Raw genomic sequence first — 23,914 nt, forward strand, 5'->3', positions numbered from 1 at the left:
CTGCTGAATTGAAATTAGTTCGGCAGGCGTTTTATTGTTTAAAATCATTTATATGTCTGACAAAAGTCCTGTTGAAGCAGCAGGAATACTCAGAAAATACGCAGGCATTATTTACAGGAAAAGCTTAATCTGTTCCCCGTCTTGACCGATATAGTTTGTTAAGCATTTCCGAATGTTCTATAAGCCTGCCTTTGTGCAGGTCGTCCATGCTTCGGAAATTTTTTATAAGCTGAGCTTCGTCGGAACTCAGGTTAGATTTTGTCAGTCCTATTTTATCGTTGGTAAGCCCCGCAATGTAGTCCAGTGAAACCTTATAGAATTTTGCAAGGGATATTACATGATGAAAAGGAATTTCACGGCTTCCGCTTTCATATCTTTGATACTGCGATTGCTGCATACCGAGAATTTTTGCAATTTGTCCTTGGGTATAATCATTATCCTCACGCAAATCTCTTATTCGCTGGTAATTAAACATGAAATAACACCTCGCTTTGGTATAAAATTATATCAAATTATTACTGTTTGGTATTGATTTTATTATTGTTTAGCTGTATAATATAAAATGTATATAACTGATTGATTGTATAAATATGTTTCAATAACTCTAAAAGGTGGTATGCGCATTGAAAATGAAAAAAGTGAAAAGAATTATGATCAATGTGCTTATATTCATTTTCGGAGTATTGTCCGCGGTGTCGCCTTTTTTTAACAGCTTTGTTGTGAAACGAGTAGTTAAGGAGCTTACCAGTGAAACTATGCGGGTGACGGAACCTGTATGCGTAAATATATTCGGAGCCGTATGGACGGCGGTTGTCAATTATACCGAGGATTTCATGCCGCTGACGGAGCTTATTTGCCAGCTGGGTATCATCGGTTTGTTTCTGATCACATGGTTTAAAATGACGTTTATTTTTTTCAAATTTATATGGAAGCGTTTTACGCTTAAACTGGACGACTGCGATTTATTTTTAGGGTTTATGCTTGATCTGGCTATGTTCTATCTGTCAGTAATTATTATGTCGTTTTCTACAGGATATATATTTCTGAATAACGTATTTCTGCTGACGGTTTTCTCACAGACTGGCTTTGCCCACTTCATAAGAAAGGCAGACGTTGTTATAAAATTCTGACGGTTGATATCAGGTATTTTTTCGGCGGTACTTGACAAACGGAAGCTTTGGGTATATAATATATTACAAAAGAGTAACAACCCTGAAAAATCGGAGTCGGATTATGTATATATTACCCAGAATTAAGAAAGCTGCGGCAATATGTTTGGCAGTTTTGATAACAGCCGCAGTTCTAGGCGTCTCAAATGGTGAAAATTTGGTTACAACTTCTGCCGCTCCCGAAAACGCCGATTATCAGCAAAGGCTGAAGGAGATCGAGGAGGAGCAGAGAGAGCTGGATAAAAAAATCGCCGCTGCGGACGAATCCATAAACGGCGAAAAGCAAAAGCTTGAGGCAGTCAGTCAGAAAATAGAAAACATTAAGGAGAAGATAACGGCGGTTGAGGAGCATACAAAGGAGATCGAGGACGAAATGGTCGCTCTCGATGAAGAAATGCGTGATACCCAGTATGCTCTCAGCAGTCAGGAGGAAGCCATAAAGTCGGGAGTAAACGATTTTATGGAGCGTGTGAGAGTAATGTATATCGCAGGTACCGATACATATACAGACGTTCTGGTTAATTCCTCGGATTTTTACGATGTCCTTATGCGGCTGGAGCTTGTGAAGCGGGTGGCAGGACACGATAACGACGTTATCTCGGCGCTTATGGCTCAGAAAGACGAGATTGAAGAAACGAGATCCCTGCTTGAGGATCAAAGCGTGCGGCTTAAGGCTAAAAGCAAGGAGTATTCGGAGCAATTGAAGTCGCTGTCAGAGGAACAGGCGGAGCTGCTGAAGCTTCAGATGGAATACGACGAAAAAATATCACAGCTTGAAAGCGACAGATCCGTCTATGAAAACGAGTCGGACAAGCTTTCGGACGAGTACAGCAAGGTTTCCGGAGACGCGGTTAAAACCTCTGGCTCCGCCGAAGCAAAAACCAGCAGCGCTGCTTCTACAAAGAAGACTACTGCTGAGGCTGACAGCGGAAGCGGAACGGATAAAGCCACTACCACAAAGAAAACCACAGTTACAACCGTTCCAGAGGACAGCGGCGAGCCGGAGGATACTACTACGACTCAGAAGCAGACTACAACGGCGAAGCCTGCTGCAACAACGCAGCAAAAGCCTGTCACAACTGCCGGAGGTTCCTCCGGCGGCGGAGATTCCTCCTATAACCAGACCAAGATAGACATAGTTGTAAGCTATGCCAAAAGCATGGTAGGCGGAAGCTATGTGTTCGGAGGTTCGAGCTTCGGCGAGACCGACTGCTCAGGACTTGTAATGCTGTCATACGCTCAGGTAGGTATATCTCTGCCTCATAAGGCGTCATTACAGGCTAACTACGGAACATCGGTGGACTATGACGATATGAAACCGGGCGATCTTATTTTCTTCGGCGGCAGCTCATATTCGTCGATATATCACGTTGCAATGTATATAGGCGACGGAAGAATGGTGCATGCTGAGAACACCAATACGGGAATAGTTATTTCAAACGTCGCGTCGTTCTCCAAGTATAACAACATCACCTGTATCAAGCGGCTGATTGAATAAGCTGTCATAATAAAAACATACAAAGCGGCTGGAGCATTCCCGCCGCTTTTTTGCTGTAAACGAGAAAATCCGGTCTGCACTCCAAGCAGAACCGGATATATCAGCAATCAGTATTTTTATCTTTTTTCTCCCATAAAGAACAGCGCCAGCGTTCCCGGCCCCGAGTGGGAGCCGATTACCGTTCCGGTATAGGATATTATCACCTTTGTTTTTTTGCCGAGCTTTTTTCTTGCCAGCTCTGCGACATATTCGGCGTCCTCTATACAGTCGCCCTGACAGATAGCAATGACAGGATTATCCCAGCCGTCAATTCGTTCTTCCATCATTTCAACCAGCTTGTTCAGAGATTGCTTTCTTCCCCTTACCTTCCCCAGAGGGACAAGGCGGCCTTCGTTGTCAACGTGGAGAACAGGCTTTATTCCGAGAAGCGTGCCTGCGACAGCGGTAGCCTTTGAAACTCTGCCTCCCCGGTGAAGATATTTTAAATCGTCTACGGTGAACATATGGCAAAGATGCAGCTTGTTTTTTTCAAGCCATCGGGCAAGCTCGTCGATTCCCAATCCTTCCGCCTTTTTCTCGCAGGCTTTATAAAGCAGCAGACCCTCGCCGGTTGAGGCGCATAGACTGTCAACGCAGATTATTTTAGCGTCGGGGTATTTTTCAAGGACATCGTCCCTCGCAATGCAGGAGCTGTTAAAGCTTCCGCTGAGTCCCGAGGAAAATCCGAGATACAGAACATCATAACCGTCTTTTACAGCGGCTTCAAATTCATTTCTGTAAACCTCGGGCGGAATCTGAGCGGTTTTGGTAGAGCTTCCGTTTCTCATTCTGTTATAGAAGTCCTTGAAAGGCAGCTCGCCGTCCTTATATGATTTACCGTCTATTTCAAAATTAAGCCTGAAAATTTCAACCTTAAACTGTTTTATATATTCCTCCGGCAGATCGCAGGTTGAATCGCAGCAGATTTTATATTCTCTCTCAGTCATAACAACGCCCTTTACACAGCTTACCGACTGTGCCGGACTGCCCTCCGTTCCTTTTTCGGCTGCCGGATTTTTAAGAAGCAAAAATCCGGAGTAATACCGCACAATTATTATACGGGATTGTCCTGGCTTTTATTCTGCTTCTGTTTCAAGCTGGTATTCGCAAATACCGAAGCAGCCGTTTATTATGAAAATATTATAACACAGTGAACTGTGAATGTTCAATGATTTTTTGACATTTGTCGCAAAATTATTGTAAATAATTTTTAAATTAAACCGTCTGATTAACAGCGTGTTCCTTTACGGCAAACTTTCCGTCGCAGATAACAACGGAAAAGCATGAAGATTTACAGGCTCCGTTTACTATCAGATCGCTGACGAGATTTTCTATTTCTGAGCATACTATTCTTCTTACCTCGCGCGCTCCGGAGGATTTTCCTTCGCTTTGCCGTGCGATCTCCTTAGGTATATCGTCTTCGTATTCAAAGCCGTATCCAAGTCTTTTCAGCCGCTTTTTAAGACTGTCCAGTTCAGTTAAAGCGATCTCGCAGAGCTGAGTTCTGCCGAGGCGGTTAAATACTATCGTTTCGTCGATCCTTCCCAGCAGCTCAGGAGAAAGAAATTTTTTCAGTTCTGCCGTCAGTTCTTTTTTCATGCTTTCATAATCGTCTGTATCGGAAATTCCGTCGGCAAAGCCAAGCTGCTTCTTTTCCTTCAGCTTTTTCACGCCTATATTTGAGGTCATTATTATAATAACGTTTGAAAATGATACCTTCCGTCCTGACGAATCGGTGAGAAAACCGTCCTCGGTAATTTGCAGCAGCAGGTTGAATACCTCGGGGTGAGCCTTTTCTATTTCGTCAAGCAGAAGCACCGAATAGGGCTTTTTTCTTACTGCCTCGGTAAGCTGTCCTCCGTTTTCAAAGCCGACGTAGCCGGGAGGCGCGCCTATAAGCTTTGAAACGTTATGACGTTCCATATATTCGGACATATCTATTCTTATAAGGGCGTCGTCGCGGTGAAAAAGCGCTTTGGCAAGGGATTTTGCCAGCTGGCTTTTCCCTACGCCGCTTGTACCCATAAAGATAAAGCTGCCCATAGGTCTGCCGTCGTCTTTAAGTCCGGAGCGGCAGCGCCTGATCGCGGCGCAGAGCCTTTCTACTGCCTGGTCCTGACCGGTAACGTCCTTTTTTAGCAGCTGCTCAAGATTTTTCAGCAGCTGAGATTCCTCCTCAGTCAGAGCGGAGCAGGGAATTCCGGTCTGTCTGGAAACGACTTTTTCTACATCGTATCTGGTAAGCTCTGTTTTTTTCTCGTTTCCGTTTCCCGTAATTGCATTGAGATAATCCTCGCGTGAGATCTTACCGATCACATAGTCGTTGAATATTTCGGATATGCTGCGCTTGCCGCAGCTTTCCGCCGAAGCGTTGATTCTGGCGCAGGCGCAGGCTTCGTCAAGAATGTCGATCGCCTTGTCGGGGAAAAAGCGGTCGGTAACATAGCGCTTTGCAAGGCTTACGATATGTCTTATAACGTCCTCAGAAACGGATACCTTGTGATGCTCTTCATATTTTCCGCATATTCCCTGAAGTATCTCAACGGTTTTTTCAGAAGATGGTTCCTCTATCTTGACTGTCTGAAAACGACGGTCCATCGCGCTGTCCTTTTCGATATTTTTCCTATATTCCTCAAAGGTGGTAGCGCCTATAATCTGAAGCTTTCCTCTCGCAAGCTGAGGCTTCAGGATATTTGCCGCATCTATTGCGCCCTCGGCGGCTCCGGCTCCCATAATATTGTGTATCTCGTCAATAAACAGGATAACGTTTCCTGCCGATTCCGCTTCGTCCATGCAGTTTTTCAGCCGCTCCTCAAAATCTCCGCGGTATTTGGCTCCTGCCAGCAGCAGGGTAAGATCCAGAGCAAAAATTCTTTTTTTGGACAGCGCTGAGGGAACCTCGCCCAGCATTACCTTTGCCGCAAGCCCTTCTACGACCGCGGTTTTTCCTACTCCCGCCTCGCCTATAAGACAAGGATTATTTTTGGTGCGGCGGCATAGTATTTCCATTATCCGCTGAGTTTCCTTTTCTCTGGCTATGACCGGGTCAAACTGTTCGCACGCGGCTTTTCTGGTAAGCTCCCGCCCGTACCTTTCAAGATTTTTAAGCCTAACATAGTTCTGTTCCATAAAAACAGTCCTGTCGTTTCCAGCGGAGGTGCAGTCGGCATACATACGGGTAAGGTTGCAGTCAAGCTCACGCAGTATTTCGGCGGCACAGGCGTTGGACTGTCTGAGAATAAGCGCCAGAATGTATTCGGAGCCGGTTTGCTTTGCGCCGAAGCTTTCGCTCAGATTGCAGGCGCCTTTTAATATAGTAAGCGCGGTAGGAGTAAAATCGTTCTGAGTAAGGCGGCAGGGCGTACCTCTGCCAATCATTCTGAGCATTTGCTTTTCTACCGCCTCGGTCGTAACGGAATGCTTGATAAGAACGGCGCAGGCGGTAGAAGCGCCCTCCTCCATTATTGAAAGCAGAATATGCTCCGAGCCTATATAGGTGTGCCCCCACTTTCCGGCGCATACGACTGCGCCGCGGATAATATCCCGTCCTTTTTTTGTAAACCTGTCAATTTCAAAGCTGTGATTGCCAGCAGACAAAAAAATCACCCTTTCGTTATAGGCAGCCCTGACATGAGTTACCATTATAGTAAGCATTGACGCTTTTCGGATTTTTAGACATTCGGTCAATAAATTTCAGCAGCGTATATAGTGCGGCACAGACCTTGAAAACCGGTATGTCTTTAATATCCGAGTCTTTGCAAACCGCTAATATTATCTTATGCGCAGGACAAATTCAGCTTTCCCAAAATTTTTGTAACACAATTCTGCCGGCTTCATAAACTGTAATATAAAGCAAAGGCAAACGGCGAAACGCTTGTTGCCGCTTTATAAAATACACAGAAAAAGGAGAATGTTTTATGAACGGTTGTGGATTTGGCGGATGCTGGTGGATTATTATCCTTATCCTTATAATCGCTTGCTGCTGCGGCAACGGCTGCGGACTCAGCGATAACGGCTGCGGCTGCAACGGCTGCGGAGGCTGCGGCTGCTGATTATCTGGCATAATACGAAAGAGGTCGCTGTAAAAGCGGCCTCTTTTGCTGTTGTTATGCGAAGATAATTTTCTCGTTCACAATCGCCATTGCACACGCCCGTATGTTGTTGAGCCGTCCAACCAATTTTAAGGTTCTTCCTTTATATGTTCCGTGATACCCCCTTCGGCTGCTTCATCTGTTATATGAGCCTTTCAAAGCGTTTCTGATCTTGCATTTGCTTTTATAAGCAGTCAGAGAAAGAGTAAACTTTTGCGTAACGGTATAAAGGGATAAGGCGGACGCATGGCGATAAGTTCTTTGTTATCAAGGCTTTCTGAGGATTTTATTAAAACGCTGTAACCTCCGTTAAGAGGGGCTTTTCGTATTGGCGTATGCAAGGTTAATCCTCGCCGAGCTTAAGAGCCTGTGAAATTTTTATCTTTGAGATAAGCCGGCCAAGAACCGCAAAGCCTGTCAGCAGCATTACAGCGATAACGGCATAAAGCTTTAGGTAATCGCTTCGCAGAGGTATAACGGCGAAGCCGGGAACCTGTTCCGAAGCGTCGTAAAGCGACTGGAACAGCGGAACGAACAGGTCGCTTGCAGCGCCGCCGATAAATATAGCCGTAAAGATCGAAACGCCTGAAACAAGAAGCTGCTCGTAAATTATCATTGCGATCACTCCGCCGTAGCTCATACCCATAGCCCTGAGTATTCCGAACTGGAGAGTGCGGCTTTTTATGGAAAGGATCCAGTATATTAAGAAGCCGATAATGCACATGATCATAATTATGATAAATCCAAGGGTAAGCGCGCCGTTCATTCCCTGAAGCATGGGATCGGTCTTTTCGCTTATTATCTCCTGACTTTTTACGTTGAGCATTGTGGGATCAATGTCGCTGTTTTCTATGGAATCGTAGAATTCCTCAGTTGTCGTACCGTCGTCAAGGTCTATCCAGACCTGATACGGCTCAACCGTCGTCTGAACTCTTACATAATCGAAATTCATTATTGCAAAATCCTTGTAATTTCCGCTTTCATCGGTTTCGTAAGGATTCATTGCCGGCCAGTAATCAACGAAAGCAAGTATTGTGGTTTCAAATTCCTCGTTTGCTCCCCATGAGCAGTTTACCGTATCTCCCAGCTCAAGTCCGTATTTGTCCCTGAAGGACGAGGAAAGTATGACGCCTGCGTTGTATTCGCTAAGAGCGTTGAGATATTCGTTGATATGCACCGGAAGAAGTCTGTCTTCAAACCAGCATACCTTGGAAAATTCGCTTGGGATAACAGTCATGAGCTTTACGCTGTCGGAGTGATCGCTGGTTCTGCTTGCCGACTGGTAGTCCTGCATAAAATCTTCCGGATTTCTTTCGTCGTCATTTTCAGACGAGCTTTTGCTGACCTTCATTTTGCCGCTCTGAATAGTAACTTCGTCTTTTATGAATACTTTTGTGGCGGAGTTTACCCCCGCAAGATTTTCAAAGCGTTCAAAAACCGGCTCTATATACTGAATTATCTCATCGCTTCCGTCATCGGATTCCTCCTCGGTTTCCTCAGCAGTAGTAATGTTTCCGGAAGCCGACTGTGGCTGTGAAGCGGCAGCGGTGGTTTTGCTGCTTTCCCATTCCTCTGCCATTGTTACGTCCGCGCCGATCGAATAGGATACTCTCTCCTCGGCGTTTCTGTTGAGCGCTCTTGCGGTATTGGCGAAGAAAACGCCCAAGGAAACCGTAAGTATGAGGAATATCATAAGAAAGCGTTCCCTGCCGTTGGCGCATCTTCCTATATTGCTGAGGGAAACATACGCGGACGGCGACCAGAAGCGTTTTCCTATTCTGGCAACAAGTCTTATCAGCGCGGGGTATATCCTAATAAAGAACAGACCAAGCCCCAGAATAAAGGCGGTAGACGCTATGAACATAAGAGGGTTCACCGTAGCTGTGGTATCGGTAAGGCCTTCGGAAATCAGCTTTTCCTGTTGGTCGTTGTAAAAATACAGCCAGGCTATCGAACCTCCGGCAAGTATAAAATCAAGACACAGCTTTTCCCAGAGAGGAAATTTCTTCTTTTTTGCCTTTGACTGCTTATGCTCAACAATAGTGGTTTTGGTTGCGGGAACTATAGGAACCATCGTCGTTACAAAGAATACTATCACGGCTATGCCGGCATAGAGAAAAGCGTCCTTTGTCATTGAAATGGGCAGAGATTTTCTGTTTACGAATTCAAGGAACCCGTTAGAGGCTCCGAGGATTCTGCAAAGTCCCATTCCCGCAAACGGTCCGGTGACCGCCGTTATTACGCCGAGAAACAGCGATTCCATCGCGTATATGAGCATGATCTGAAATCTGCTTGCGCCCCTGCTTTTGAATACCGCTATCTCGTTCTTTTCCTGTTCAACGTTGAGCTGCGAAACCATAAACAGATATACCAGTATCATCATGATGACCGGGATCTGAAGCAGCCAGAGAATCAGGCGAAGCCTTGAAGCTCTTTCTCCGTAGTCTTCCAGAATCGAAGCGGCGGGCAGATTGAAGGTGATATTGTTATCGCTGTATACAAGCGCCTGAGCGTCGGTTTTTTCAAGCATAGAGGACATATTGTTCATATTCATATGCTGATAGTCCATGGCATAGCGCTGGGCGAAGGCGTTGATACTGACCGCTCCCGTATCAAGGACGCTGCCGTAAAGCAGGTCGTAATCCATAAACATAGTGTTGAGATATTCGCTGTCAAGCCCCTCGGCCCAGTAAGAATCGTTTTCATCGGCAACGTCAAAGGTTCCGACGATTTCAATTTTAATCGAGGCAGACTGATCGAAAACGTTGGCTATTTCATAAACAGTTCCGGTAACAAGACCCGAAACCTTAAGCGCGCGCTCAGTGGTAATTACCTCGTAAACTCCGTCGCCGCGCTGACCGCTTTCGTACATTCTGCCGGAGGTAAGCGATACATGGTCTTCGATTCCGGTCATTGCGCCTAAGGTCAGGCGGGAAGCGGATTCGCCCGGAGCGACGTCGATCGTAGTGACGTAAAGATATTCGTCGGCTATGTATTTTTTCTCGGTAAGGGCAGGGCAGTCAAGATCGTCGTACGAATCGGTGACAAGCTCGGACACGCTGTCTATCTCTTTTCGCTGTTCTTCCGCCGATATATCCAGCGTAACCGAATAGGACGTATTGTAAGCTCCGGGATATATGTCGTTTTCAAGCTGGAACGCTTCCATATCCTTTACCAGCATACGCTGCAGAGAAGCGTTCATGTATATAGGAATGGTGCTCATCATAGCGCTTGCCATAATGAATCCTATCAGCAGGCACAGCACCATCCATTTAGTGTTCCGCATTTTGCGGAAAAGCAAAGTAAGCATCTGTCGTTAATCCTTTCAATAAACTGCTTGTGAAAGCTTATCTGAGAACAAGCTCGTCGCCTTCGCTGAGTCCTGATATTATTTCGGTCTGCGAACCTGTTTCCAGTCCCGTTTCAACCTTTACGGCGGTCTTTTCGCCGTCTTTAAGGACATATACCACCTGTTCTCCGTCAACAGTTTTTATAAGGTTATTTGATATTACTATTGCGTCCTGAACGCTGTCCTGAATAAGGATACAGTCGGCAAGCTGACCTACCGAATCTGTCGGAATTTCGTCGGTAAATCTGACGTAGACGGTTTCCGCTTCAAATGCGATGCCTGTATCGTCAAGCTTGTCGTGGCTCTGCGCCTGTTCAGCCTGATAGTCGGCAAGCTCGTCAGGCGTCATAAAAACTTCGCCCTTATAGTAATTTTCGTCGATCCTGATCTTAACCTCAGTACCCATTTTATATACTCTTGAATCGGTAGGCTTAATCGCTATGTAAAGCTCCGAGGTATCAATAATTGTGGCGATAGTCTGTCCCGTGTTTACGCTGTCGCCAACCCTCACATCGGCAAGAGAGTAAACTGTTCCGTCTACCGGAGTCTTGAGAGTAGCGGCGTCCTTCTGATCGTAAAGCTTTTGAAGCTCGTGGTTGAGCAGCTCCACGTCCACATACGCCTTGTCTATTTCAGACTGTGTTCCGCCGCTTTCATAAATAACGTCAACGTTAAGCTGAGCTCTTTTGAGGTAAAGCTCTTTTTCCGCGATCTGATAATCAAGCTCCTGAGTATCCAATTCGCATATCGGATCTCCGCTCTTTACCGTATCGCCTGCATGAACATGAAACGCGCTTATCGTTCCGCCCTGCTTTTCATAGACAAGGTTATACTGCTTTTCGGCAGTAACAGTGCCGGAATTTACGACCTTTTTTTCGAGGTCCTTTTTCTGGGCGGTTACCGTTGTGTATTTTACCTCGCTTGCCTTGACGGTAGGCGCCGGAAGAACCTCCTCCTCGTCCGGAAGCAGATAGCAGCCGGCGGTAAGACAGGCTATTGCCGCAGCCAGAGCGGAACAGGTTATTGATTTGTATATTTTTGCAATTCTCATAATTATGCTCCTTAAAATTATACACTTATTTTCTTATTATATCAAAATACTTTGTCTTTTTCTATATGTGAATATACAAATTTTCGGTGTATTTTCTGTGACTATTGCCTATATTACGGCTTTGTTTTAAGGTATAGAATTTATATACTCTTTAAGTGTAGTATATAAAAGAGCATAAAGATGAACTGATATTTAAATTAATAGGTTATTTCGCTTAAAACGAAAACGTTATTTTCATATAAAATAAATAATTTTGTGAAAAAACTATTGCGCTTTGAGAAAATATATGCTATAATGTGTATAACATTAGTATTATGTTATTTGATTTGGACAATTCGGTTGGAGATTTAGCGGATATGCCTTGTGGTTACTATGCGACAAGAGAAACACAAAAAGATAATTGGGTGATTACAAGGCGTTAAATTTTGACTATATTTTTCATAGTATTCAAATTATATGTAAGGAAACAGATATGGAAGGAAACAGCAATAATTTGTTTGAAAGATTGTTTGAATTTATTGAAATGTATGATACTGACTGGAAAAATAGAATCAAGCCAGCATCAGAAAATGCTATTAACCAGTTAGTAGAAATTTCAGAAATAATTAAACATAATGTAGACATACCTGCAATCTATCGAATGTTTTTAAAAAAAATGGGAGAAAATGACGGGGGATTGTTGTCAGAAGTATTGTTGGGAAAAACTCAAATATACGACATAATAGAACTTCTGGAGGATTACCATAAATATGAACCTGATTATTTTGAAAACTTAATATTTCCCTTTTGCATACAAGAAACAGGGGTAGAGCTTTCTTTTGATTTAAGTTCTAATAATCAGGAAAGTGTTTGGATTACAGAAGGTAGTGAGATTTTCAGAAAAGCTTCAGAAAATTTTGAAAAACTTTTGTTTCAGTGTGCATTTAAAAAGTTTGTCTATTTTAATGTAAGGATAAGTTATGGGGCGTCTAAAAATGTATTAGAAGAGACAATGGAGAAAGCGCGTATATCTAATATTTTTGAAGAGCTAAATAGAATAATAAAAAAATATGGCATTATAAAGGCGTGGTTTAGTGATTTTGAACATTACATTGGGATAGGAAGTAATATTGCATTTTATATGGAATATCATAATGGAGTGGTTGGAGAAATAAGTGGGAGAAATCATACAGAAGTAAATAATTTGTTGACTGACATTATAAATATTACGGGTGCTAGGTGTATAAGTATGAAAGAGGATAACGGTAAGCCTGCAGCAGGAGATTCTGCCAGAATATTAGGGGTAAGACCGGATATCAATATACCTGTGGACGTCAATGAAATGCTATAGCCCAATATAGGAGGAATAGAAATGTCCTTAAATGAACAATTTATACAGAGGCTTACTTTTGATACAGTGGAATATTCTGATAAAAAGGGGAGCCGTAATGTAAAATATGCGGAGATAACAGGATACACCGGCTGCTGTGAAAAGCTTGAAATTCCCGGTGAAATAGACGGTATTCAAGTAAAGGCAATTGCGCATGGGGCGTTTTACGGCTGCAAGAGCTTAAAATCGGTAATACTCCCTGACGGTGTGCGTGATATATGCTTCGACGCTTTTTACGGCTGCTCAGGCTTGGAATCTATCAGAATTCCTGAAAGCGTTACATATATAGGAAACAGGGCGTTCTGCGGCTGTACGTCTTTAAAATCTGTATCGATCCCGCAGTCGGTTGAAATAATAGGGGAAAAGGCAGTAGGGTATGACGATATAAACGCTAAAACAAAAGGCTTTACCGTAAAAGGAAAAAAGCTTTCGGCAGCGTATAAATATGCTTCGGCAAACAGTCTGGACTTTGAAAAAAACGGGAAGTCGGAAATGCCTTTTACTTATTCGGTTGAGGTAATGTACGACGCATCAGGCGATAAATACGTTAAGGCAGCGTGCATAACCAATTACTGCGGGGACAATGATAATGTGACAGTTCCTGATAAAATAGACGGATACGCCGTAAAAATAATCGACGGCTGCGCTTTTGCACAGACGTCGGTGAAAAAAGTCGTTATTCCAGACGGGACAGAGAAAATACTGTCGGGAGCTTTCAGGGGCTGTAAAAGTCTTGAAAGAATAATACTTCCTGATACTCTTGAGCTTATAGGCAGCTATGCTTTTTCAGGCTGTGACAGACTGAAAAGCGTTTCAATTCCTAAGAATACTAAAGTAGGGGAAATGGCGTTTGATAGCTGCGCATAAGGTGCTTCATGCTATATCCAAGCGCTTGGTTTAATGAACGGCTTGGAAAGAAAGCAGGCTATGTGCAGAAGCAGAATTTTTATAAAGCGGGCGTAACTGTTGTGTAACGCCTGCTTTTTATTATCTTCGGAGGTCTGTTCTGCGGCAGGTCTTCGCTTAAAAACGGACGGCTGCGGTTTCCTTTCTTACAGGGAAAGCCGCAGCCGTCTGCTGTTATATCGGGTTGTAGAGTTATCTGAATCCCATTGCTCCTCCTCTGCCTCCTCCGAAGCCTCCCGCCGAGGTGCTGTTGGAGGTGCAGATTCCGTCTATTGTGACCGTTTCGGAAATGCTTCCCGCAGTAATGGTATAGGTTTCTCCGTCCTTGATATCGGGCGAGCTGAAAACCACCGACTGCCAGTCCTTTTCGGGAGTATATGACAGTATGACGCTGCCGCTGCTGTCTGTTATGACTACCTCAGTGTCTCCTGAAACTGTCGAGCTGAGATTGTGAAGAACCGAATACTGAGTGGAATTGTTTTCTCCGAAGCTCTCTTCCATTCCTACGCTTCCGAAAGCGGCTATCGTTCCTCCCGTGATCCATGCCGAAGCGTTGTCGCCGTAGTCGATTGCGCCGTTTCCTCCGTTGGTCGGACCGCTGACATAGATTTCTCCGCCCTCAATGACAAGATTTCCGTTGGAATCAAGACCGTCGCCGGACGCGTTGACTTTCAGCGTTCCTCCGCTTATAGTCAGCAGATATTCCGTACCCGAGCCGGTGTTGAATCCGTCCATGCCGGGACGTCCGGAGCTTCCCGTATCGCTTCCGCCGCCTGCGTTCAGTCCGTCGTCGCTTGCGGTTACGGAAATATCCCCTCCTGAAATTGTCAGAGTTACTCCTTCAAGCCCCTCGTAGCTTTTCTCAATATTAATCGTTCCTCCGGTTATAAGAAGCTCGCCGTCTGCGTGAACTCCGTCGTCGCCTGATTTGGCGCTGAGCGTTCCTCCGGAAATATTTATATTTCCGTTGCAGTGCACCGAATCGTCCGAGGAATCAACGGTTATTTCCCCTCCTCTGATGTTCAGCTCCGAGCCTGCCTTCAGGGCTTTTGCCGACGAGCTTTCCGAGGAGTCTGTATCTGAATCCGAAGATTCGTAGGATACGGTGGTGAAATATTCCTCCGATGTGTATGCGGCGGCTGTTATTTCGGAATTTTGCTGATCGGGAGGCGTCATCTCTTTAAAGTTTTCATCGGGAGGCGTCATATTTCCGAAGCTTTCGCCGGGAACGGTCTTTCCGTCGGGAGGAGTCATATTGTTATTTCTGCCTCCCCAGTTTCCCCAGTCGCCGTTGGGCTGACCGTCGGACGTCATGCTTGCGTTGTCGCTTCCTCCGCCTGTGACTATATTAAACGTGCCGTTCTCAACGGACAGAACGCTTTCGGCTTCAATTCCGTCAGTACCCGCGGTTATATCAAAGGTTCCGTCGTTGATATAGATATAGCCTTTGTCCGCGCTTTCGGTGTTGCTGGACTTGATTCCGTTTGTACCGGCGCTGACGATAAAGCTTCCGCTGTTGATTTTAATGCTGTCCTTGCCGTAGATTCCTCCTGACGCAGCATTAACGGTATAGCTTCCTCCCACGATGACCAGATCGTCCTTGCAGACTATGCCGTGCTTGTAGTTTGCCGTTATATTCAGGCTTCCCGAACCGTTCAAGGTCAGGTCAGAACGGCAGAATACCGCGCCGTCTACGTTTGAAGTGTCCTCGTCAAGACTGTATTCTGTACCGTCGGAAAGGGTGTTTTCACTTCCGGCTTCAAGGGTAATAGTCACTTTGTTCGCTTTGTTTACGAAAAGCGCGGAATTGTCCGAGCAGGAAACATTTACTCCCTTGAAAACCAGCTTTATATCGCTTTCCTTATCGGCGTCCACTATTATCTGACCGTCGGATACGGTTCCTGAAAGCATATAGGTTCCGGCTGCTGAAATAACAAGATTTCCGTCAGTAAATTCCGCTCCCGAGCCGGATATATCCGCGCTGCCGCCGTTCAGCACAACGGCGCAGGAGGAGCTTTCGTCGTAGCCTACGTCAAGATCTACGGCGTCAAAGCTTGTGTCTATAGTTGCTTCGGTTGCCGAAGCGTTCTGACTTTGGCTTGACGATGATGAGTTTTCGTTTTTCGAGCATCCGCTGGCAGCTGATAAAACGATTATTAATGCCAGCAGCATGGCTAGGCGTTTTTTGATCTCATATTTCATTTCTATAATATTGCCTGCTATTGCAAGCAAGCCTCCTTTCGGTATTATGAAAAATAAATTGTTAGCAGACAGTTTATTTTTAAAGCTGCTCGTACGGCTGGCTGACAGGCTGACCGCAGGATATTTCAAGATTGCCGTTGCGGCATCTGAGATCGTCTATCAGCGCTTTTTCCGAAGCCCCGTTTTTTAGGGTCAGCTTATAGGTAAGCTTAAAAAGACTGCCCATGTTTGTAGTTTTGACATTTACGAGCTTGCAGTCCGAGGTGTATTTTTCAAACAGGTCGTCGAATATATCGCTGTAGTCAAGCGATTCCGGAATAGTGATTATAAGCTGTTTTTCTCCGCTTTTATCTCCTATCGGAATAGACGAGTATATAAGATTCGCCGCGCATAGTATAGCGGTGAAAATAACCGCGATCAGCGCGTATCCGGTTCCCATTGCAAGACCTATAGCCATTGCCAGAAAAATACTGCATATGTCACGGGCGTTTCCCGGAACCGAGCGGAATCTGACCAAGCTGAACGCTCCCATTACCGCTACGCCTGTTCCTATATTTCCGTTTACAAGCATTATAACTACCTGAACGATTGCCGGAAGCATTGCGAGAGTGATGGAAAAACCCTTTGATACCTTGTTTTTATATCTGAAAACCAGAGCGACCACCGCTCCAAGAGCCAAGGATATAAGAGTATACAGGATAAATTCTCCCGTCGATACGCCGTCGGCAGTTGAAATTGAAGCCGACGCTGAAATTAAATTATGCACAGTAATTCACCTTTCCTTTTTCCATTTTGTGTTTTAGTTCGTTCTGATAAGCCGTACCGTATTTTGAATATGAACAGGGGAAGATTTCAAGTTCGTCCAGAATATCAGCTAGCCACAGGGGCATTGCTCCGGGTATTTTGATCTCCATAATGCGTTTTCCCGCTTTGAGCAGCTTTTTGCCCCACACTCCCTTTTCAAGCTCCAACGCGTCTTCGCGGTAAATGATGTTGCTGTCAAAGGTGATCCTCAGCTCAGGATCCTCCTTCGAGTAAAGCGCGATTCTGTCGTAGGAAAGATACATAGCCGGAGCAAGTTGTGGATAAAAGCTCATTACCCATTCAAGCTCGTTTTCTATCTGTTGGTTTCCGCCTGTTCCGCCTTCGCCTTTTATAAAGCTTTTTGCAGCTTGCAGAGACATATCTATACGCCGCTTATAAACAACGCCCTTGTATTTCTTTTTCAGCTCCAGAAAAACGGTATCGTCAGCCTTCGGAACGCCGTAGCTTCTGAGTCTCATTTTTTCCTTGTATACCGGTTTTTCCATAGACGTTCTGATAAGCCGACGATCCGGCGTGTCAAAATAAAGGTTACAGATCGTGCTTTCGCCGTAATTATCCGGAATTACGCGGTCGTCCAGTCTTTGCCTGAGAAGTCTGTACTTTTTGTCGTCAAGCAGATATTTCTTTTCGACTCTTCTAAAGATTTCCTGAAAATTGCTCATATTTTTACGCCCTGATATTATGGGCTCCTCCTTTTAATGTATTTTACCGCTGATTTTTTAACGGCTTCGACTGCTTTAACTGTTATCAAGTATAGCTTTCTTACTTAAATTTTACTTTAGGATATAAATAAATTTTACTTTAAATTACCGCAAAAAAATAAAGGCGCGCTGTATTTTCGCCTGCGCTCAAAAAAAATAAACAAAAAAACAAGTCGGTCGGTATTTTTGTGCCGACCGGCTTGACTTTTACTGAAGGTACATAACTTACCCCTCAGATCATTCTACAGATATTATATAATAGTACACAGGCTGTCCACCGTTGATAAGATTTACGTCGATATGCTGATATTTTGCCGATACCTGACTGCAAAGCGCTTCCGCCGCTTCGTCTGAAACGTCTGCTCCGTAAAGAATGGTGATATACGAGCTGTCGCTCTTTACAAGACGCTTTGTAAGCTTGTACGCCGCTTTGGCAACATCTTTATCGACAAATGCCAGCTTGCCGTTGTCCAGACAGAGAATTTCCCCTTGCTTTATCTGATGACCCTCGTAATCCGAATCTCTGGCGGCAAAGGTGATCTGACCCGTTGAAACGCGCTCCAGAGCTTTGGTCATTTCAAGACGGTTGGTATTGAAATCATTGTCGGGGTCGAACGCAAGCATTGCGCTCATTCCCTGAGGAATAGTTCTGGTCTGAAGCACGCATACGTTTCTGTCTGCAAGCTTTACCGCCTGTTCCGCAGCCATAATGATATTTTTATTGTTCGGAAGAACAAAAACCGTTTCGGCAGGGCAGGACATGATCGCCGCAAGGATATCCTCTGTTGACGGATTCATGGTCTGACCGCCTCTTACAACGCAGTCCACTCCGACGTCCCTGAACATAGCTTCGATACCGCCTCCCGCGGCAACCGCGACAAAGCCGTATTTCTTTTCAGGCTTAGCCGGAATGAATTCCTGCTTTGATTCCTTCTGCCTCCGCTCATGCTGCATTTTCATATTTTCTACTTTAGGCAGATTTATATATCCAAATTCAAGACCCTTCTGGATCGCAAGTCCCGGATCGTTGGTGTGAACATGAACCTTGATTATCTCATCGTCGTCAACGACTACAACGCAGTCTCCGATAGTTTCAAGATAGGCTCTAAGCTTTGAAGGATCGTCGCAGTCCCTGGCTTTGGTTATCAGCATTTCAGTGCAGTATGTGAAATGAATCTCCTCGTCGAACTGTCCTACCGTATCGGCAAAGGTTTCTACAGTGATCTTTTTTGTTCCGGAGGCTTCAGCCTTCACGATATCTCCGCCGTGGAAAACATCTTTCATCGCTTCAAAAATTATCAGCAGTCCCATTCCGCCCGCGTCTACAACGCCTGCCTTGGCAAGCGCTGGGAGCAGCTTGGGGGTTTCGTCCAGCGACAGCTTTGCCTGACGGCATATCTCGTCCCAGATCATCAGAGTATCGTTGGAGGAAAGGGCGAGCGCTCTGCCTTTTTCCGCCGCCTCTCTCGCAACGGTAAGAATCGTGCCCTCGGTCGGCTTCATTACCGATTTATAAGCGCCGTCCACTCCCATTTCCATAGCGCGGACCATGTGCTCGCTGTCCATTGACTCCTGCCCCTCCAGAGCCTTTGAAAAGCCGCGGAAAATAAGCGACAAAATAACGCCGGAATTTCCTCTCGCGCCTCTCAGCAGGGCGGAGGCGGCAGCTTTGGCAACGTCGCAGACTCTTACTCCGTCGTCCATATTTTTCAGCTCCGCTACCGCGTTGCCGATCGTCATTGACATATTTGTACCCGTATCTCCGTCAGGAACGGGAAAAACGTTCAGCTCGTCAACTGATTTTTTCTTATTTGAAATACTGTTGGCAGCGCTGATAAAAGCGTCCCTCAGTATTTTTCCGCTTATCACCAGAAAAGTCCTCCTATTTAGTTAATTTACCATTCCGTCAACATAAACGTTTACCGATTCAACGCAAACGCCCGCCTGCTCGGTAAGAACATAGCCGACCTTATGGGCAATGCTTTCGGTAATTGCTTTTACATTGACTCCGTAGGTTACGGTAATATGCAGGTCGATAATCAGCTTGTTATTATTCTGCCTGATAATGACCCCTTTATTTGCAGCCCTGTTCTTTTTTATCAGAGCGTCGACGCCCTGCAGAGCGCCGTATGAATTCATTCCGGCAACTCCGAAGCAGCTTTGTACCGTGCCGGATATCAGTGTTCTGAGATACTTCATTGAAATACCGATCGTTCCCAGATGATTGCAGGCTTTTATCATTAGACTCCACTCCCTTTCAGACTGTGCCGTATAAAACAGAATACGCGCAATTTCCAGTGAGATATAATCGCAGCAGCGAACGGTCAATACTTCGGCTGACGGATTCGGTTATGCGCGGCGGCTGATTTATATGGTACAAGCGCAAATGGATAATCATAATATATTATTCAAAACAATGTTTAAAATATTATAGCACATTATAAATTTGTTTGCAATAGCTTTGATAAAACTTTTCGCGTTTTCCGGCCGCGCAGCGGCAGGCAGCGTTTTTTGTTCAGGCGGTCTTTGGTTTTGCTGTCAATATTTATACGCTGTTCCGCCGTTTTTCAAGCGTGAGAATTTCCGTATACGAAGAAACCGGCTTTATTTGCCGTCCGACTGGATTTTCATGTATTTGTTTTCAAAATCGCGGACGGACAGCGCCTTGTCAAAAAGCCAGCCCTGAGCCATTTTGTGTCCGCATCTGCACAGGATATCCGCCTGAAGCTCCGTTTCGACGCCTTCAAAAACAATGTCCTTATTGGTAGAGTTGATAAGACTGCATATCCTGTTTACATATTCTCTTGCCTGAGAGCTGGTGGCGATCTTATCTATAAAAATCTTGTCCAGCTTTACAATATCTACCGGAGCGTCAAGCAGAACGCTGAGGGAGGAATAGCCCATGCCGAAATCGTCGATATCAATTTTAAAGCCGTTTTTTCTCAGCTTTCTCATATTGCTGAACATTATGTTTATATCCTTGCTGAGGCTGCTTTCTGTAATTTCTATCTCAAGCAGACTCCTTTCGATTCCGTAGCTGTCAGCCATATCGGTGAGCTTTTTTACGAACGAGCTGTAATTGTTATGCTGTCTTGAAAAATTGACCGATATGGGAAGCGTTCGTATTCCTTCTCTTTTCCAGCGCGCGAGAGTGCTCAGCACCTGCTCGTAAATAAAGAAGTCAAGCTCGGTTATGTAGCCTACGTTTTCAAGTATGGTTATAAATTCAAACGGCAGCTTGTAGGTCCCGTCAGGGTTTCGCCATCTGCTGAGAGCCTCTGCTCCTATTATCTTTCTGGTGTCAAGAGAAAATTTCGGCTGGAGGAAAAGCTCTATATATCCGTTTTTGATGGACGGAAGAAGCTCGCTGGCAATAGCCTGTTCGTAGCTTCGCTGCTTTCTCATTCTTTCGGTATAGATCCCGCAGGGTATATCTTTAATTCCCTTTACGCTTCTGCGGGCAAGATTCGCGTTGTCCATGGCGATGGTTACGTCAACGTCCGCAGAGTCTATAAAATACAGTCCGCTAGAAATATGTATGTCGCTGGCGGGATATTTTTTCTTGTGAAATTCGGTAAATAGTTCGTTTCTGAGTTTTATGCTTTCGATAAGGCTGTCCCGGGATTCCGACTTGTATAGTCCTGCGTAGTAATCGGAATGGATACGGCAGGCGTATATATTGGTTTCGGTGTTTCTGATAATATCGGCAAAATCGTACAGCATACGGTTTCCCGCTTCCGAGCCGAAGTTATCGTTTACATATGAAAAATCGTTTATATCGGAATATACTATTCCGTAGCATAAGCCTTTGTCATAGCTGTTTTTCAGATATGACGACACCCGAGCCTTGAATGCTTTTCGGTTGAGCAGCCCTGTTACCGAGTCGGTTGTGGTCAGCCGTTCGATTTCGGCGCGGTCGCTGTCGATCGTTCTTTTAAGATCCTTTACATTTTCAATGCTGAACAGTCTTCCGTATACGTTTGTAACCTCTCCCTGTTCGTTTGCAACGCTGACATACGGAAGCTTATACCACGTGTAGCTGTCATCGTACGCCATGGTTCTGAATTCAATGCTTCCCTTGTGCGGGTAGGAGCATATTTCGATCCACGAATTGAGATACGCCCTGAAATCGGCGGGATGAACAAAAGGCTTGCACTTCAGCTCGTTCCAGAAATTATTTATTATATTGTTCTCCTCGCCGTATCTGTTTATGCAGTTTGCAAGGAACATCCTGTCCTCGGTAACGTTGTACTCAAAGTAAACCTCTTCGGTGTTTTCAGCTATGATCTTGAAACGCTCAGTCTGGTTGATTATTTCTCTTTCAGCTTTTTTGGCGTTGGATACGTCGAGAAGAATAGCATATATAAGGTGGGTTCCGTTTTCGGAGGTATCAAAATATTTGCCCTTGAGGCACATCCAGGCAGACCTGCCGTCATATTTTGTTATCCGGAATTCATATGAAAAATCTCCGCGGTTTTCAATACATCTGTTGAGGGTTTTGAGAAAATCGGGGATTTCCCCTTTTTTAAGCAGATGTCCTCCTGTTCCCGGATGAAGCGTTTTGTCAGGGTATCCCAGCATTTTATAATAATCGTCGTTGGCGTCGGCTATTTTCACTGTGTTTTCGGTCACTTCATAGAGTACGACTCCGCCCGGAACGTTATCCATCAGAGCGTCCAGCTCCATTTTTGAAAGCCTGTATTTTTCTCTCAGCTTTATATTTTCGGTAAAATCGCAGATGGTGATTTTTGAGTGCAAATGACCGTTGCCGGCGGTGTAGTCTTCCGAAAGACATATAACGTGAATATATCTGCCGTTTTTGCATTTGAACCGGTGCTCCAGAAAAACCGACCGATCAGACTTCTGAAGCTCTTCAGCTTTTTTCATATATTCTCCGCGGTCTTCCTCCGGAATGAAATTGTAAAAGCGCACCAGACCGTTTTTTATGTCCTGCTGAGTATATCCGGTTATTTTGCAGAATCCGTCGTTTGCGGACAGAACGACGCCGCCGTCCGTAAAATCGGCGATATATTGTCCGTATAATACTTCTGATACTGCCGGAGCTGTTTTTAGCATTTTTACACCTCCTGAATTGGAATAATAATTAATATTATACCGCATTTTTCATGAAATTTCAATATCGCATAGACTTTTCGTCAGAATGTATATTTTTTTTGACGTTTTTTACAAATAAAAAAATATATATTTTGTACTTTCAACAAGGTTGATTTTTCTGTTTGCTTATGTTATTATATAAAAGTATACTGAAAAATATAGCGTTTGTAAAAGCTCCGTCGGGCGTGCCGGCGAACAGCGCTTTTAGCCGTATGGATTTGTTTTCTGCTTTTGCACGGCGGCGCTGAAAATGAAAGGAACGGATAAAAATGAATAATAAAAAACCGCTTATTATGCGTATCGCTGTTATTGCAATCGCCGCCTTGATGGTACTCGGTATCGTAATAGGAACAGTTGCGGGAGTATATTGATATGGTACATATAGGAAACAGCTGGGATGAAATTTTAAAGGACGAGTTCAGAAGCGAATATTATTTACGGCTCAGAGAGTTTCTTAAAAGAGAATACGCTTCGTTTAAAGTATATCCTGATATGTTCGATATTTTTAATTCTCTTAAATATACTGATTATTACAGCGTTAAGGCGGTAATTATAGGACAGGACCCGTATCACGGTCCCGGGCAGGCTCACGGTCTTTGCTTTTCGGTCAGAGAAGGCGTAAATCCGCCGCCTTCTCTTCAGAATATTTTTAAGGAGCTTCAGGCGGATCTCGGATATCCTCCTCCTAAGAGCGGGGAATTGACAAAATGGGCTGAAAACGGGGTTCTTATGCTTAACAGCGTGCTTACGGTAAGAGAGGGGCAGCCTAACAGCCATAAAGGAAAGGGCTGGGAACAGCTTACAGACGCTGTTATCAGAAAGCTGAATGAACGTGATAAGCCTATAGCGTTTATCCTCTGGGGAGGAAATGCAAAAGCAAAGGCTGGACTTATAACAAATCCGGCACACGGCGTTTTCAAAGCGGCTCATCCATCTCCGCTTTCAGCGTACAACGGATTTTTCGGTTGCCGTCATTTTTCTGCGGTAAATAATTTTCTTGTCAGCAACGGAGTCGAGCCTATAGACTGGAGACTGTGATTGCAGTCCTGTAAAAACCGAATACTGTATTTATTGATCTGACGGGCACGGAAGGAGCTGTCCGTCAGATTTTTGCTTTATGAGCGGCGCCGGCAGGAATGTAATCTAAGGCGCGGCGGCTTTACATATGATATTTTTGATTAACAAGCCTGAGCATTAAGGCATATAGTAATAGTGTCCGTTGTATTATTGCTTCGGACAAATTATATAAAGGTGGAAATAATGATGGGGAAGTATCTTATAGCGATGACTTCGATTACCTACGCTATGAAGGCCAAGTCTTTGCTTAATGACAGCAGGATCTATTGTGAAATACAGAGAACGCCTGAAAATATCGGTTCGGGGTGCGGCTATTCGCTCAGGATACATGACGAGCCTGATAAAATAATCGCATTGCTTGACGGTTTTAATATTCCTCATAAGGACGCCTACGAATATAAATAAACAGGCGGCGAAGCTATAAAAATTCAATGCGGATTCTGCGCTTCAGGATTTGTCGTCAGAAGCTACTGAAGCGGCAGGACCGCCCAAGACACCGAAAGGAGGTATGCTCCCTGTAAG

General features: G+C 44.7%; 18 protein-coding genes. 7 read left to right on the plus strand and 11 right to left on the minus strand.

Annotation, left to right across the window (positions count from 1 at the left end; genetic code table 11):
- Positions 1-124: 124 nt before the first annotated feature.
- Positions 125-475 (minus strand): helix-turn-helix transcriptional regulator, encoded by a 351-nt coding sequence (locus EIH25_RS12700; protein WP_124098146.1) that lies wholly within the window; start codon positions 473-475, stop codon positions 125-127.
- Between the two features lie 148 nt (positions 476-623).
- On the opposite strand from EIH25_RS12700, the gene EIH25_RS01420 reads away from it, so the two are divergent.
- Together EIH25_RS01420 and EIH25_RS01425 are read left to right on the plus strand one after the other, a co-directional pair.
- Positions 624-1,130 (plus strand): hypothetical protein, encoded by a 507-nt coding sequence (locus tag EIH25_RS01420; RefSeq protein WP_124098147.1) that lies wholly within the window; start codon positions 624-626, stop codon positions 1,128-1,130.
- 145 nt (positions 1,131-1,275) lie between these two features.
- Positions 1,276-2,667: a C40 family peptidase gene (locus EIH25_RS01425; protein WP_164489120.1), complete on the plus strand. Its 1,392-nt coding sequence runs from the start codon at positions 1,276-1,278 to the stop codon at positions 2,665-2,667.
- 116 nt (positions 2,668-2,783) lie between these two features.
- Here EIH25_RS01425 and EIH25_RS01430 read toward each other — a convergent pair whose 3' ends face one another.
- Both EIH25_RS01430 and EIH25_RS01435 read right to left on the minus strand, forming a co-directional pair.
- On the minus strand, positions 2,784-3,734 hold the full coding sequence (locus tag EIH25_RS01430) for a DegV family protein (RefSeq protein WP_347561927.1): 951 nt from the start codon (positions 3,732-3,734) through the stop codon (positions 2,784-2,786).
- 187 nt (positions 3,735-3,921) lie between these two features.
- Entirely contained in the window at positions 3,922-6,360 is a 2,439-nt protein-coding gene (locus tag EIH25_RS01435; protein WP_243113062.1) for an ATP-dependent Clp protease ATP-binding subunit, read from the minus strand.
- 263 nt (positions 6,361-6,623) lie between these two features.
- Here EIH25_RS01435 and EIH25_RS12645 point away from each other — a divergent pair, with 263 nt between their 5' ends.
- A complete protein-coding gene (locus tag EIH25_RS12645) occupies positions 6,624-6,758 on the plus strand; it encodes a hypothetical protein (protein WP_279254423.1) in 135 nt (44 codons plus the stop codon).
- A gap of 382 nt (positions 6,759-7,140) precedes the next feature.
- On the opposite strand, the gene EIH25_RS01440 is transcribed toward EIH25_RS12645, so the two are convergent.
- The gene (locus EIH25_RS01440) at positions 7,141-10,107 is read right to left on the minus strand and encodes an ABC transporter permease (protein WP_124098149.1); all 2,967 of its coding nucleotides are present in this window, start codon (positions 10,105-10,107) and stop codon (positions 7,141-7,143) included.
- Positions 10,108-10,144: 37 nt separating this feature from the next.
- A complete protein-coding gene (locus tag EIH25_RS01445; RefSeq protein WP_124098150.1) occupies positions 10,145-11,197 on the minus strand; it encodes a biotin/lipoyl-binding protein in 1,053 nt (350 codons plus the stop codon).
- A 472-nt stretch (positions 11,198-11,669) separates the two neighbouring features.
- On the opposite strand from EIH25_RS01445, the gene EIH25_RS01450 reads away from it, so the two are divergent.
- Together EIH25_RS01450 and EIH25_RS01455 are read left to right on the plus strand one after the other, a co-directional pair.
- The gene (locus EIH25_RS01450) at positions 11,670-12,527 is read left to right on the plus strand and encodes an SMI1/KNR4 family protein (protein ID WP_124098151.1); all 858 of its coding nucleotides are present in this window, start codon (positions 11,670-11,672) and stop codon (positions 12,525-12,527) included.
- Positions 12,528-12,548: 21 nt separating this feature from the next.
- Positions 12,549-13,433: a leucine-rich repeat domain-containing protein gene (locus EIH25_RS01455; protein WP_124098152.1), complete on the plus strand. Its 885-nt coding sequence runs from the start codon at positions 12,549-12,551 to the stop codon at positions 13,431-13,433.
- 231 nt (positions 13,434-13,664) lie between these two features.
- On the opposite strand, the gene EIH25_RS01460 is transcribed toward EIH25_RS01455, so the two are convergent.
- The 6 genes from EIH25_RS01460 to EIH25_RS01485 form a co-directional block, all read right to left on the minus strand.
- Entirely contained in the window at positions 13,665-15,704 is a 2,040-nt protein-coding gene (locus EIH25_RS01460; protein WP_124098153.1) for a carbohydrate-binding domain-containing protein, read from the minus strand.
- 49 nt (positions 15,705-15,753) lie between these two features.
- Positions 15,754-16,440 carry a DUF4956 domain-containing protein gene (locus tag EIH25_RS01465; protein WP_206425671.1) on the minus strand — a complete coding sequence of 229 codons (687 nt, stop codon included), beginning with the start codon at positions 16,438-16,440 and terminating at the stop codon, positions 15,754-15,756.
- Complete coding sequence (locus tag EIH25_RS01470) at positions 16,433-17,161, minus strand: polyphosphate polymerase domain-containing protein (protein WP_124098155.1); 729 nt, start codon at positions 17,159-17,161, stop codon at positions 16,433-16,435. The genes EIH25_RS01465 and EIH25_RS01470 overlap by 8 nt, the downstream gene beginning before the upstream one ends.
- 276 nt (positions 17,162-17,437) lie before the next feature.
- On the minus strand, positions 17,438-19,069 hold the full coding sequence (locus EIH25_RS01475) for a DAK2 domain-containing protein (protein WP_124098156.1): 1,632 nt from the start codon (positions 19,067-19,069) through the stop codon (positions 17,438-17,440).
- Between the two features lie 21 nt (positions 19,070-19,090).
- Positions 19,091-19,441 (minus strand): Asp23/Gls24 family envelope stress response protein, encoded by a 351-nt coding sequence (locus EIH25_RS01480; protein WP_124098157.1) that lies wholly within the window; start codon positions 19,439-19,441, stop codon positions 19,091-19,093.
- A gap of 363 nt (positions 19,442-19,804) precedes the next feature.
- Positions 19,805-22,276: an EAL domain-containing protein gene (locus EIH25_RS01485; protein ID WP_164489121.1), complete on the minus strand. Its 2,472-nt coding sequence runs from the start codon at positions 22,274-22,276 to the stop codon at positions 19,805-19,807.
- Positions 22,277-22,687: 411 nt separating this feature from the next.
- Between EIH25_RS01485 and EIH25_RS01490 the strand changes: the two genes are divergently transcribed.
- Positions 22,688-23,353, plus strand: a complete 666-nt coding sequence (locus EIH25_RS01490) for a uracil-DNA glycosylase (RefSeq protein WP_124098159.1) — start codon at positions 22,688-22,690, stop codon at positions 23,351-23,353.
- A gap of 225 nt (positions 23,354-23,578) precedes the next feature.
- Positions 23,579-23,797 carry a DUF3343 domain-containing protein gene (locus EIH25_RS01495; RefSeq protein ID WP_124098160.1) on the plus strand — a complete coding sequence of 73 codons (219 nt, stop codon included), beginning with the start codon at positions 23,579-23,581 and terminating at the stop codon, positions 23,795-23,797.
- The last annotated feature ends 117 nt before the right edge of the window (positions 23,798-23,914 follow it).

This window comes from Ruminococcus sp. Marseille-P6503, from assembly GCF_900604945.1.
Taxonomy (GTDB): Bacteria; Bacillota; Clostridia; order Oscillospirales; family Ruminococcaceae; genus FB2012.